General features: G+C 35.1%; 12 protein-coding genes. 7 read left to right on the top strand and 5 right to left on the bottom strand.

All coding sequences use genetic code 11. The annotated features are described in order from the left end of the window. Nucleotides 1-4 precede the first annotated feature (4 nt). The 7 genes from AC3QLY_RS07565 to AC3QLY_RS07595 all read left to right on the top strand — a co-directional run bounded on the left by AC3QLY_RS07565 (nt 5) and on the right by AC3QLY_RS07595 (nt 4,747). Nucleotides 5-1,996: an ATP-binding protein gene (locus tag AC3QLY_RS07565; RefSeq protein ID WP_074418104.1), complete on the top strand. Its 1,992-nt coding sequence runs from the start codon at nt 5-7 to the stop codon at nt 1,994-1,996. A 76-nt stretch (nt 1,997-2,072) separates the two neighbouring features. Further along, nucleotides 2,073-2,507 carry a response regulator gene (locus tag AC3QLY_RS07570; RefSeq protein ID WP_074418103.1) on the top strand — a complete coding sequence of 145 codons (435 nt, stop codon included), beginning with the start codon at nt 2,073-2,075 and terminating at the stop codon, nt 2,505-2,507. Between the two features lie 201 nt (nt 2,508-2,708). Further along, the gene (locus AC3QLY_RS07575) at nt 2,709-2,948 is read left to right on the top strand and encodes a hypothetical protein (protein WP_074418102.1); all 240 of its coding nucleotides are present in this window, start codon (nt 2,709-2,711) and stop codon (nt 2,946-2,948) included. A 308-nt stretch (nt 2,949-3,256) separates the two neighbouring features. Further along, entirely contained in the window at nt 3,257-3,412 is a 156-nt protein-coding gene (locus AC3QLY_RS07580) for a lmo0937 family membrane protein (protein ID WP_141676772.1), read from the top strand. A gap of 15 nt (nt 3,413-3,427) precedes the next feature. Further along, nucleotides 3,428-3,727 (top strand): YtxH domain-containing protein, encoded by a 300-nt coding sequence (locus AC3QLY_RS07585; RefSeq protein WP_074418101.1) that lies wholly within the window; start codon nt 3,428-3,430, stop codon nt 3,725-3,727. Between the two features lie 41 nt (nt 3,728-3,768). Beyond that, on the top strand, nt 3,769-4,227 hold the full coding sequence (locus AC3QLY_RS07590) for a sll1863 family stress response protein (protein WP_492991192.1): 459 nt from the start codon (nt 3,769-3,771) through the stop codon (nt 4,225-4,227). 76 nt (nt 4,228-4,303) lie between these two features. Beyond that, complete coding sequence (locus tag AC3QLY_RS07595; RefSeq protein WP_074418099.1) at nt 4,304-4,747, top strand: hypothetical protein; 444 nt, start codon at nt 4,304-4,306, stop codon at nt 4,745-4,747. A 21-nt stretch (nt 4,748-4,768) separates the two neighbouring features. Here the strand turns inward: AC3QLY_RS07595 and AC3QLY_RS07600 are convergent, their stop codons facing one another. The 5 genes from AC3QLY_RS07600 to AC3QLY_RS07620 all read right to left on the bottom strand — a co-directional run bounded on the left by AC3QLY_RS07600 (nt 4,769) and on the right by AC3QLY_RS07620 (nt 14,278). Further along, nucleotides 4,769-6,247: a TolB family protein gene (locus tag AC3QLY_RS07600; protein WP_492991194.1), complete on the bottom strand. Its 1,479-nt coding sequence runs from the start codon at nt 6,245-6,247 to the stop codon at nt 4,769-4,771. A gap of 253 nt (nt 6,248-6,500) precedes the next feature. Next, on the bottom strand, nt 6,501-7,373 hold the full coding sequence (locus AC3QLY_RS07605) for an alpha/beta hydrolase (protein WP_492991196.1): 873 nt from the start codon (nt 7,371-7,373) through the stop codon (nt 6,501-6,503). Nucleotides 7,374-8,048: 675 nt separating this feature from the next. After that, nucleotides 8,049-8,807: an SDR family NAD(P)-dependent oxidoreductase gene (locus tag AC3QLY_RS07610; RefSeq protein ID WP_492991198.1), complete on the bottom strand. Its 759-nt coding sequence runs from the start codon at nt 8,805-8,807 to the stop codon at nt 8,049-8,051. 60 nt (nt 8,808-8,867) lie between these two features. Next, on the bottom strand, nt 8,868-11,540 hold the full coding sequence (locus AC3QLY_RS07615; RefSeq protein WP_492991199.1) for a PKD domain-containing protein: 2,673 nt from the start codon (nt 11,538-11,540) through the stop codon (nt 8,868-8,870). Between the two features lie 107 nt (nt 11,541-11,647). Next, nucleotides 11,648-14,278 carry a PKD domain-containing protein gene (locus tag AC3QLY_RS07620; protein WP_492991200.1) on the bottom strand — a complete coding sequence of 877 codons (2,631 nt, stop codon included), beginning with the start codon at nt 14,276-14,278 and terminating at the stop codon, nt 11,648-11,650. Nucleotides 14,279-14,291: the final 13 nt, after the last annotated feature.

The following is a 14,291-nucleotide window of genomic DNA, read 5'->3' on the forward strand; positions in this document are numbered from 1 at the left end:
AACAATGGGTAAATCAGTATTTGAGGAAATGAACTATGCCAGAAGTTTAATTGAAGCCAGTATGGACCCATTGGTTACAATAAATGTAAAAGGTAAAATAACGGATATGAATCAAGCCTTTTCAACGGCAACCGGCCTTACAAGATCAGCATTAAAGGGTACTAACTTCTACGATTATTTTACCGATATAGTTATGGCTCGTAAAGTATACAAAAATGTTTTTGTCAACAATTTTGTAATTGATTCACCACTTACTTTACGCCACACCAATGGAAAACTAACCGACGTATTATTTAATGGCTCCGTTTATAAAGATGAAAGTGGTAAAGTAATAGGCATTGTAATTGTTGCAAGAGATGTAACTGAGCAAAAAAAAATTAGCATAGAGCTCATTGAAGCACGTATAGCTGCAGAACAGGCTACTGCAATAGCCCAACAGGCTAAAACTAAAGCTGAATATGCTACCATTATTGCAGAGAATGCCATGAAGGCAAAACAACAGTTCTTGTCTAATATGAGCCACGAAATCAGAACGCCAATGAATGCCATTATTGGCTTTACCAAAGTGTTGCTAAAAACAAATTTAACCGATAAACAAAATGAATATTTGTGTGCCATTAAATTAAGTGGTGATGCTTTAATTGTGTTGATTAATGATATTTTAGATCTGGCTAAGATAGATTCAGGGAAAATGAGTTTTGAAAGCATTCCTTTTAAAATATCAGCATCTATCTCCTCTTTACTTCATTTATTTGAAATTAAAATTCAGGAAAAAAATTTAGTTTTTATTAAAGAGTATGACACAGCCATTCCGGAAGTTTTATTGGGCGATCCGGTTCGTTTGAATCAAATACTACTTAATTTAATTAGTAATGCTGTAAAATTTACCAGTCATGGACAAATTAAAGTTTCAGTAAAATTAATTTCTGAAGATGAAGATAAAGTAGAAATAAATTTTATTGTGTCTGATACCGGTATTGGTATACCTAATGATAAGATAAGCAGTATTTTTGAAAACTTTCAACAAGCTTCCAGCAGCACTGCCAGATTATATGGAGGAACCGGTTTGGGATTGGCAATTGTGAAACAATTGGTAGATGCCCAACTTGGTAAAATTAAAGTAGAAAGCATTGTTGATAAAGGCTCTAGCTTCAGCTTTACACTTAATTTTCATAAAACCACTTTAGAATCTTATCAATCCGACGATACAATTGAATTAGATGGTAGTATTACCAATGTTAATATTTTGGTAGTAGAAGATATGGCGCTAAATCAACTGTTAATGAAAACGTTATTAGATGATTTTGGCTTTGCTAATGATATGGCTTTAAATGGTAAGGAAGCCATTGTAAAATTGAAAAATAAATCATACAATCTTATATTAATGGATCTTCAAATGCCGGAAATGAATGGATTTGAAACAACTGAATTTATTAGAAATGTCATGCAATCAAATATCCCAATTATTGCGCTTACAGCCGATGTTACTACAACCGATTTGCAAAAATGCACTGCTGTTGGCATGAATGATTATATTCCGAAACCGATTGATGAAAAACTATTATACAATAAAATTATTTATCACCTAAAGAAAAACTGCATAGTATTGAATGACAATAAAAGCAAACAAGTTAATCAACCCGGTAAAATTAAATATGTTAACCTGGAATACCTGTCTACACGAACAAAATCAAATCAGGAATTAATGAAAGAAATGATATTATTATATCTGGAACAAACCCCGCCTTTAATCGATAGTATTAAAAAAAGCTTATTGGAAAAAGATTGGCCTGCTTTGCATGCTGCTGTTCATAAAATAATACCATCATTTTCTATTATGGGAATTGCTAAAGAATTTGAAGAAATAGCCTTAAAAGTTCAGCATTATGCTATTGAAAGACAGCACGGAGGGGAAATTGCTTCTTTAGTAGTACAATTAGAAAATGTATGTTCCAGCGCTTGTGATGAGTTGAAATATAAATATGAAAATATGTAACCCCATTTAATGGGCCATTTTTAATTTAACAAGTAAATTCCGTTGCTTGCTATAATCCATATATAACTATACAACAATGAAAAAAGGTAAAGTGTTAACTGTTTTTTTAGTAGATGATGATCCTGTATTTTTAAAATCACTTGAAATTGATTTTTTAACTCAAGACTTGTATAACATTGAAACCTTTTTGAATGGTGAAGATTGTTTGGCTAATCTGCATCATCATCCTGATTTTATTATTTTAGATTATTTGCTTAATGGAATTGATACAAATTCAATGAATGGGATTGAAGTGTTAGATAAAATATTGGCTTCCAATGGGTCAATTCCGGTCATTATTTTATCGGCACAAGATAAAATTGAAGTTGCTGTGAATTGTATGCATCACAAAGCTGTTGATTATGTAGTTAAAAGTGAAACATCATTTATAAGAATCAATAAAATTATTCGAACCATTTGTAAGCAACAAAAAATGGAAAAAATTATTAATTGGTATTTGGACAGGTTATAATGATTCTCTGCTTTTCCTCTTATCTTCAACTTTTTGTTTTGGTATTCATATCCACTATTACCAATGCAATGCAAAACTTTCTTTTTGTAAATTCTGTATTTATTAATCTGTGAAAGGTGTAATATAATATGTTGTTTGTGTAATGCAACATCGCTTAATTTGTTTCACCTTTGTTCTATCAATTAATTTAAAAAATATTATATGAACACATCTAACAAAATTAGTCAGCAACACTATCAAACCGGAAAATTTAAAGTAAATGGCAACTGGTCTGTTCAGTCAAAGCAATTGAAAGAGAAGTTTCCTCAATTAACTGAATCTGATTTACTGTTTGAAACCGGGAAAGAAGAAGCATTACTAAAACGTTTGGAAACCCGATTAAATAAGGATCGCGATGCAGTGATAAATATTATTACCAATAATAATACTTCGATTACATAATAGTTTTATTCATTTTATTGTTATGATTGGCTGAGTGCTGGAAAATCCAATCTTAATTAAATGTTTGAATGCTTTAATGTCAGATAAAAAACAATTTAACATTATTGTCCGACAAAACTTAACTAAAAAATCGCTGTAATCCTTCTCTGTAAAGTATTACAGGCTAAAAAATGATTGTTTTAAAATTGGAGGGAGTACCCCATCTTTTGAAATGAGCTGAAATATCTTTCTGCAAAGGGTTTGAACTATTATTTTACAATTTTAGTCGGACAACAATGACAATTTAATAAAAATAAAAAATTAAAAAAATGGGAAATCTTTTTTACACAATTGCTGTAATACTCATCATTATTTGGGCATTAGGCTTTTTTGCTTTCCATTTTGGAGGCATCGTGCATATTCTTCTCATCATTGCCATTATTGCAATTCTACTTCGGCTTATTCGCGGTAGAGATATTATTTAATCAAAAAAATTAAACATGAAAAATTCAATTGACACAAGTAAATTAATTGGTGCATTATTGTTAGGAGCAATTACTGGCGCTGCATTGGGGGTACTATTTGCTCCGGAAAAAGGTAGAACTACCCGTGGTAAATTAATGGATGGAGCTAAAGATTTAGCTGAAGATTTAAAACATAAAATGTTGCGTGAAGCACATGAACTGCGTAATAAAGCTGAGGAACTACAAATGCACGCCGAAAACAAAATGGATGATATGTCTAAGAATGTTAAACAAAAAATAGAAGGTATCAAACAAACTGCCAATTCTATTGCTTAACAAGAACTTAATATATTCAATAATATTAAAAAATAAAAAAAATGAAAAAATCATTTCTAAGTCTTCTCCTCATTTCAGGAATATTTACTTCAGTATTATTCAGTTGTTCTGATACAACACAACAAAAAGCCGAAAAGGTCGAAGCTGCTAAAGTTCAATTACAGGATGCGAAACAGAATTTATCTCAGGCCAGACAGGATTCAGTAAATGATTATGCTGCTTTTAAAACTGCAGCTGATGCACAGTTAGCTGCTAACGATAAAATGATTGCCGATTTAAAAGTTAAAATGAACTCTGACCGCGCTGCTATTCGTGAAAAATATCAAAAACAGTTAAGTGAAATTAACGCTAAAAATGAATTGCTAAAAGATAAGATGAATAATTATAAAGAAACAACTTCTGATCAATGGGCCTCTTTTAAGTTAGGCTTTAATCAGGATATGGATGCTTTAGGAAAATCAATTTCCGGATTAGCTAATCGTAATATGAATAAAAACTAAATTTTAATTGGATGAGTCATTTCAGTTTTAAATAAAATTGAAATGACTTATTTAAATAACTAATAAATTAACTTATATGATAAATGTAACTAAGTATCCTTTTACCCGAGTGGCTTTATTTATTGGATTTGCAGTAACAGGGTTTATTTTATTAAGTTCTTGCGCTAAAAAAGCTAATTTTTTAAATTCAACTGTTGTGCCTGCAGCAAAAGGTACGGTTAAAATAAAAAAAGATAAAAACAAAAACTATGTAATTAAAGTTCAGATTGTTAACCTAGCTGAACCTTCCAGATTACAGCCTCCTAAAGCCAATTATGTAGTTTGGATGGTTTCAGATAATTTAAATCCTAAAAATATCGGACAAATAAAATCATCTTCCAATTTTATGTCTTCTAAATTAACGGCTTATTTCGAAACTGTTTCATCAGTAAAACCCACAAAAATATTTATTACTGCTGAAGATGATGCCAATATTCAGTATTCTCTTTCTCAAATTATTTTAACTACCAATAATTTTTAATCATTCGTACATTAATTTATTTTAATTGCTATTGCTGATGAAGGCAATGTATTTCCCATCTGGCGACCAGGAAGGCGTATTGATGGTTCCCTGACCTCCATACACATAGGCAATTACTTTGGGTTGGCCGCCATTAACCGGCATTAATCTTAAATATACCTGTTTATAAAATGGGTGATCTGATGGATTTACATCCGGTTCAAACGAAATAAAAACAATCCATTTTCCATCCGGTGAAACATGCGGAAACCAATTGTTATAAATATCATTGGTTAATTGTACCTGTTCAGTGCCATCCGGTTTCATACGCCAAATTTGCATTCGGCCTGTTCTAACTGAATTAAAGTAAATGTACTTTCCACTGGGTGCATATTCCGGCCCATCGTCTAAACCCGGTGTATTAGTGAGTTTTATTTCTTTTCCGCCTTTGACGGGAATTTTATATATATCAAATTCATGATCACGTTGACCGGTAAATGTTAACCAATTGCCATCTGGCGACCAGCCATGCAAATAGGAAGGCCCTGCTGGTGTAATTAATTCAGGTTCACCGCCTGTTGAAGGTAATGTATATATAAGCGAAACGCCTTGTTCATTATGGCTGCTGATACCAATCTTTTTTCCATCAAACGAAAGTACATGATCATTGTTATTGTGAATAATACTTCCGGTATTTAAAACTATAGGTAGTTGAGTACTTAAATTGAAATGATACAACAGCCCATCCCCGTTGTAAATCAATGATTTTCCGTCTTTCATCCAATTTGGTGCCTGTATTGATTTAGGTGAATGATAAATTATTTTTCGTTTTCCGGTACTTACTTCCATTGTTTCCAAATTACTGCCTAAATATTCTTTATATGGAACAAGTAAAGCAGATGCCGGCTTAATGATTCTTACATTGTAAAACAAGGCTTTTTCAAGAATAGCAGGATTATGTGCACAAACAAATAAGCCAACATACACTTCTTTTGCTAAGTTTAGGTGAATAGTGTCACGACTAAATATATTGCCTTGTTTTGCAACAGACATAATGAACAGATTTCCCTTTCGTTCCAATTGAATAACATCTACGTTATAATTAGCAGATCTTTTCTCTTCTATATTTTCATTATTGTTTTTTCTAAATTGTAAGGAAGTTAGCCCATCTCCATGCAATGCCGCTGCCACCATGGCCGAAGTACTATCTAATGTGTTACGCACCATCCATCCTGTTTTTCTATGCGCTTCCATACCTTTCCCCAAAAAGACTACATTGGTTCGTACAATAAAATCACCAGATATTTTTTTCCACAAAAAATGAAAACCATCATGGTTAAACCAAATATTACTCCCAGAACCTGTTACAATATATTCCTGTTGATCAGTTTTATAAATTGCATTTCCCGGCAAAGTATTGCCTACATCATTATTTCCTTCAAATATACCTAAATGATTTGTTTGCGCCTTACTGTTTTGCAGCATAATGAATAGTACAAAGATGGTGATACATTTTTTCATATGGATTGAGTTGAACCTTCACAAAATATTGATTAGGATAAGGTTTGTTATTATAATGTTGCAATACTATTGAATGCAAATTACTCAATTAAAAAACCTGTTTTTTAAAGTTAAGCAATTTTATTTTTGAATTACCTAATAGCTAATATTGTTTTGATGTTGGATAAAAAATATTGATTTCATTAAAAGCGTAAAAATATTTCGTAAATAGTTGTTTCGATGCGTTCATTTGTTTTTTATGGAAAAAATATGCTTACTGATGGAGCCATCCATTATCATTCATCCAATCAGAAAGCCGATAGGGCCAGTTTTTAAGTGTAATATATTCCGATCTTTTTCCCATATTAAATGCGTGGCTACCAAATTGAAACAAATGTATTTCAACAGGTACTCCTGCCTTCCTGTGTAACATCATGAGTTGAACAATTGATTCAGAACAACAGGTATCACCATTCGATGCCAATAAAAAAGTAGGAGGTGCATTGTTGGGTACATATTTAGGTACTGCCAGTGGTCCGGGATAAATTAAAATTTGAAATGCCGGTCTGGCATAAAAAGAATCAATATGATCATGCTCAACAGTATGCCCTTCATTAAAATGATACGATAGCCATGCGGCTAATTCACCACCTGCTGAAAATCCCATTACGCCAAGTTTGGCTGTATCAATCTGTAACAGTTTGGCTTCACTTTTAATGAATCGGATGGCTCTGAAAATATCTTGTTTCGTATTTTCTATAGTGTATGGTGAACCAGCCTCTCTGAACAAACGATATTTTAAAACAAAAGCAGTTATACCCAAACTATTTAAATATACAGCTGCATCTTTTCCTTCTGCATTGTATACTAATGCAGAATGGCCACCACCCGGACAAATGATAACGGCTGTGCCATTGGCCATATTTTTTGTAGGAAAGAATACAGTTAATGTTGGGTTGTTGATGTTTTTTACCCACCAGTCTTTGGCTTTTTCCGGCATGTTTTTTAATTGTTCAAAACCGGGAGCACCATTTTCCCATATTGGTATGATGGGATGGTCATCCTGTGCAATTATTTGTCCGAAGAATAAAGTAGTAAAGATAAAAACAATTGGTAAACGACTGTTTCCTGCATTCCAATATTTCATGGCTAATCAATTATTAAATGGAAATAAATTACCGTTATAGGCAATGAAAGTTAGTAAATTTTAAAAGAATAGCAGTAAGATTCTTCTTTTCAAAATTGTACTGAACATAGGTGTGCTGTTTTCCCCTTCTGTGCAATGAGATAATATAATCAAAAATACGGGGCACCACTCACAAAGAGTAATGCCGCATGGTAAACGCTATTCAGTATAACTGCTTTCATTTATTTGTTCATATTTTATTATTAGAATCATTATTGTCCGACAAAACTTAACTAAAAAATCGCTGTAATCCTTTGTTGTAAATGATTACAGGCTAAAAAATGATTGTTTCAAAATTGGAGGTAGTACCCCATCTTTTGAAATCGGCTGAAATATGCTTCTGTAAAGGATTTGGACCATTATTTTACAATTTTAGTCGGACAACAATGTATTAGAATAATAAAATAACTGACATGGTTAAATTATAAACTGCTTATGTAATATCTACTATACTTGTACAAGTATAAATCAAGGCAATTATGATGCCATAAAAGTTAATCAGTATACTATTTTAAGAGTTATAAAACTTATCGTTTAATTCGTATAATTCACAGATAGGATATTTTGAAAAAGGAAATCTCTAAAAAAATTAATTAGCATTTTTTTCAGAGGTTTGCATAAACAAAAAACTAATTTCTATTCTTTATAAAAAGTTGCTGCATTAGCCTGTGCAGTGCTGGTTACAATTAATTCGTTAATGCAAACATGGGCAGGCAGCGTTGCACAGTAATAAGTAATGTTGGCAATATCTTCCGCATACAATGGTGTATAACCCTCGTAAACAGATTTTGCAGTGGTTTCATTTCCTTTAAAACGTACCAATGAAAATTCAGTTTCTGCGGCACCGGGATGTATGGCTGTAACTTTTATTTTATGTGGTAATAAATCAATGCGCATGGCTTTACTAAGTGCATCAACAGCATGTTTACTGGCACAGTAGCCATTTCCGTTTACATATACTTCTTTACCTGCTATTGAACCAATGTTAATGATATGCCCTTTTTGTTGTGGTATCATAAATGGTAAAACGGCTTTGGTTACATACATCAATCCCTTTACGTTGGTGTTTAACATGGTTTCCCAATCATCAATATCGGCTTTGTCAAAGGGCTCTCTTCCTAAAGCCAATCCTGCATTGTTTACTAAAACTGCTATTCCTTTCCATTCTTCCGGAATATTTTCAATACATGTAAATACAGCATTCCTGTCTTGTACATCAAATACCAATGGCAATGTTTTAACACTATATTTTTGTTCTAATTCTTTGCTGATTTGTTCTAATCTTTCTTTTCTTCTTCCTGTTAATATCAGGTTCCATTTATTTTTTGCAAATAATTGGGCAATGGCTTTCCCAAATCCGGAAGTAGCACCGGTAATGAGTATAATCTTCTTCATACTATAATGGTTTGAATTGATAATTTTAAACGCTGGAACAATGTAAAAGTGATTGCAAAATTACCTGATTAATATGACTGTGCCATTTTTTGAAATGGTATTGCCTAAATAATCCATTCCTTTTGCGATGAACACATAAGCCCCACTGGGTTGTGCAGTTCCATTCATGGTGCCATCCCATCCTGCATTGGGTTGTGAAGTGGTGTAAATTAGTTGCCCCCAACGGTTATAAATACTAAAAAAATCTAAGCGACTGATCCCTAACAATATGGGTCGCATAATATCGTTTTTTCCATCGCCATTGGGTGTAAAGGCTTTGGGTACCAATATATCAGGCCCTGAATTATATACCTTGACCCATAAACTGTTTTCACCAAAACAACCTGAAATGGAATCAGTAGCTCTTACCGTAAATCTTATTTCGTTAACCGGGCTTGTAATGGTGGCAACAGGATGCGAAATAGCCGAGTTATTGAGATAGACTGATGGTGTCCAGTTGTATGCAAAATGACTGCTATCTGCTAATAAAGCCTGTAATTGCAGAGGTTGATTGAGTACTACTGAAGTATCATTTCCCACATTAATTTGTATGGGCTGTACCACTTTTACCAATACAGTATCTGTTACCGGTTTAATACAACCACTGTTATTTTGCCCGGTTAAAACATAATGGGTAGTTTGGTTAGGGCCTGCAATGGGTTGTAATGTATTGGCATTGAGCAGCGTGTTTATCGGCGACCAGCTAAAATTATCTGCATTGGTATTGCCGTTTAATTGGGTTCTATTGCCAAAACAAATAATAGCATTGCCCGAAGCCTGAACGGTTGGGTACGAAAATACCTGTATGTTAACCGTATCATAAGCAGGGCATTTGCCTAAGTTGGCTTGCACATAATAAGTAGTGTTAGTAAGTGGTGCTACTTTTGGATTCTTAACCGGCGCAATGGGTATACCGTTAGTGCTTGTCCATTTATAACTGAGTGCATAACTTACAGGGTTAAACTGTAAGGTATCGGTTTTACAAATGCTGGTATCGGGGCCGGCATTAATGGTAATGTACTGTAATACATTTACCTGTATAGAATCTTTATTAATACAGCCATTATTATTTACAGTTACCACATAAATTGCCGTGTCTTTTGGATGTACCTGTGGGTTGGGCGCAGTAGCATTGATAATACTACCCGGTGCCTGCATACTCGTCCATTGAAAACTACTGCCGGGACTGTTGGCTATTAATGGTAAGGTATCTATGCTGCAAATCAGTGTATCATGAAAAGGTAAACTTAAGAAAGGTTTATCAGGAACGGCAATGAATTTAGAAAGCGTATCGGTACAACCTTTTGAACTATATACCGTGAAGAAAACCTTTTTAGTTCCGGTGGAAGCATAAGTGTATGTTGGATTTTGTTGGGAAGACGTATCTGATGTTGTGTTGGCATCTCCAAAGTTCCATTGCCAGCCGTTTATGATTCCATATTTGGTAGTACTTGCATCTTTAAACTGATAAGGATTTAAAATACAACTACCAGAAACAGAAAAATCGGCTTTGAATCCGGGAAAAACAGATACCTGAGCAGTTGCAGAATCTTCGCAACCGCCGGTTGCGGTTACTTTTAATTTCAATACAAAAGTTCCGGCATCTGAATAAGTATAAGTGGGTTTTGGACTTGTTGAAGTATCTTTCAACGGATTTTTTAAATCGCCAAATTTCCAGGCATACGACTGTATGTTTGGATTGGTACTCTCATTAAAAAAGTTAAATGTAAAATTGTTGCAGTTAATGTATTTCGGATTGAGGCTGGCGCCATTTATCGAACAATCCCCAATCGTTAATATAAAATCTTTTCGGTGATGGTCTAATAAAACGCTATTACGCCATTCTTCTACAATTACACATACAACATATTTTCCTGCCGGTGGTGCAATACCTGAAATTAAACCGGTGTGAACGTCAATAGTAACACCGCTACCCAATGGACTAAACCCCGAGTAAGGTGCTATATAATTTACTAAAACGGGTTGTAAAGTGGGAATAAGGCTGGGATCAGGATCGGGATTAGTGCTTACAGTGTAATTACCGGGTGTACCGTCGTATGCCGGCGCAAATTTATAGGCCAATGAATCTCCATCAGGATCAGAAGCTGAGTAATTGAAAGTAAATCCTGTGTTTTTACATACAATGGTCGTATCACTAATGGTAAAAACAGGGCTGCTGTTGGTGCCTACAGGTAATTGCTGTGTGCCGGGAATTTCGGCAGTAAAGGTAGCGCCAACACTGCTGCCTGCTACATTTTGAACCACTGCTCTTGAATAACGAACCCATGAAAGGGTATAGCCTCCTGTATTAATTGGTAATTCTATGGTGCTGCTATAAGTACCTACCTGATAACAAGCCACCGGATTACCGGTTAAGCAGGGATTGATGCCTTGTGTGTTTTGAATTGTGGGTGGATTGCCAGCAAATTGCTGTGCCAGTTTGATAGAGGTAATATAGGTGGCAGTTGCTTTATCATAAATGCCAACCGTTACATTTTCTTCATTCAAGGGTGCTGAATTTGCGGGAGCATTGCACTCTCTGAACAAACGCATGGTAATTAAATATTTAGCCGTGTTGGGTGAGGAGCCAGCACCCTGGTATAAATAGCTTAATTCACCTGCTGCAATATGCACGGCATTTGCATTTTGAACCAGAAAGAGTAATAAAAAACTTATGAATAAATATTTCAGCATATCAACTTCTGCATCAACAATTAGGTGAATAGAATCAGTATTTTATTTTTCAAGCGGATATTGGTTTTTTATATGTACAAAGATGTATTTGCATTTGATAATGCTGCTTATCTGATGAGTACCACTGTTCCCTTTTTATAAATTTTTTTACCTGTAAAATCTATTCCCTCTGCGGTATAAACATACGTACCTGCCGGCTGCATGCTGCCATTATAAGTGCCATCCCAACCTTCCCCAATTTGATTTGTGGTAAAAATAAGTTGCCCCCATCTATTATAAATGCTAAAATATCGTAAATCGGTTATACCAACGGGAATGGGTTTCAGTATATCATTTTTATTATCATGGTTGGGGGTAAAAGCAGTTGGTATAAAAATATCGGGGCCGGTTCTAAAAACTCGAACCCAAAGTTTATCAGCACCGGTGCATCTTGCACTGGTGGTTGCCATTACGGTATATTGAATAGAATCTGTAATTCCGTTAAAGGTTGCAATAGGGTTGGGAATGTTAGGATTACTTAAATAGCTGGTCGGAATCCAGGCATATTGTACTATAATGCCGGTACTATCACTATCATAATTACTGGTAGCCATTAATTGCAAAGGCTGGTTTACTACTACTGCCGTATCATTGCCGGCATTTACTTTAACCGGAGTATAGACTGTAACTAAAATAGTATCTGTAACCGGTTTAATACAGCCGGTATCATAACGAACGGTGAGTGTATAAGGAGTAGTATTGCCCGGTGCAACAATGGGTTGCAAGGTATTGCTGTATAGTATATTTTTATTGGGCGTCCATTCAAATGCGGAGGCATTGGTAGTTGCGTTCAGCTGTGTTCGCCCTCCAAAACAAATGCCTACGTCAGTTCCGGCATTGGCTTGAGGATATGGATCGGCAACAACACGTGTGTAAGCCGTATCCCTGCATTTACCTAAATTGGCGATGAGCCGGTAGTTGGTAGAAACTGAAGGTTGAAATAAAGGGCTTTTTATTTTAGGATTATCAATGCCTGTTGCAGGAGTCCATTCATAACCCAATGCTTCACTTACCGGATATAAACGAAATGTATCACTTAAACAAACTGTTGTATCGGATATTACCTGTACGTTAATAGAATCTAATACACGAACGCGAATGCTGTCTTTACTCACACAACCATTATTATTAACGGTTACCTGATAAGTAGTGGTTGATTTTGGATAAACAAACGGATTGTTTGTAGTTGGATTAATGATGTTATAATTAGGTACCCAACTATAAGCGCCAATGCTGGCCGATTGTAGTTGAAGGGTATCAATACTGCAAATCAACGTATCGCGAAAAGGTAACTGCAATGGCGGATTACTATATATAATTACTGATTGTTTGGCAGTGTCAATACAACCTTTATCACTTTGTGAAATAAGTGTAACATTTACTGTTCCCGGTGCTGAATATGTATAAGAAGGATTTTGTTGTTTTGATGTTGCCGCATTTGAATTTGGGTCGCCAAAATTCCATTGCCATTTACTAACGGTACCGTATTTGGCCTTACTTTTATCAGTGAATTGAAATGGCCTTAAATAACAATCGCCCTGTACACTAAAATCAGCTTTATATCCCGGATATACCATTACAATAGTACTGTCGGTACCTACACAATCATTAGGTCCGGTAACTGTTAAATGGGCCACATATCTGCCTGTATCGGGATAAGTGTATTGAAGTGTAGGTGTATTGGCTGAAAACGATGGATTGGCAGGGTCACCAACCGTCCATTTATAGGAAAGTATGGAAGAAGACGTGGACTGGTTCTCGAAATAAACAGTATAATCTTTGCAATTTACAATGCTGGATGGTAAGTCGGCTTCAATAATATCGCAGGATTGTACTTTTAAAATAAAATCTTTTCTATGATACCCAATTTGTTGACCATTCCTGAATTCAGCAATGCAAACATTCACTACATATTGTCCGGCCGGAGGTGCAATACCACTAATAATGCCCGTTACAGGGTCAATGGTTACCTGATTGCCCAATGGCATAGTGCCACTATAACCGCCACCATAAGGTACAGGCGTTAAGGTTAAAAATTGTGGTGGTGCCTGATTTTGCCCGGTATTGGGTGCCGAATAAGCATCGCAAAAAGAGTAACTTAACGAATCATTATCGGGGTCCACGGCACTAAAATCCAAATTGAATTTTTTGTTGGCGCAAACCAATGTTGTATCTTTTATTTTGTATTCAGGGCTGCTATTGTGGCCAACGGGCAGGGTATTGGTGCCTGGCAAAAAAGTTACATAATCGCTACCTACATTGTTATTGGTAAGGTTTGAGATATTATCAATACGGCAGCAACCCATTCTGGAAAGTGTATAACCGTTGGCATTAATCGGTAAATCAATTGTGTTGGTATATAATGCAATTTGATAACACACGCTTACATTGCCCACCAGACAGGGAAAATTAGCTGTATTTAACTGAATGGTTGTGATGCCGCCGGTTAAAGGCAGGCCCAATGATTTTACCAATGTGGTTCCATCATAAAATCCTACTATTACAATTTCCGATTGCAATAATGGTCCCGTTGAAGCACAGTCTCTAAATAAACGCAAAGTAACCTGATAGCTATTGGTGCCGGGTGTTGTACCAGGACCTAAATATTTATAAAATAATTCACCACCGGCTACATGCCTGGCCCGTGCCAGATGTGCAACTGCCATCAATATTATAATTATCAATAAAATCTTTTTCAAACGGTATAAAGTT

This window comes from Hydrotalea sp. GW822-HT8A01 (assembly GCF_058798575.1).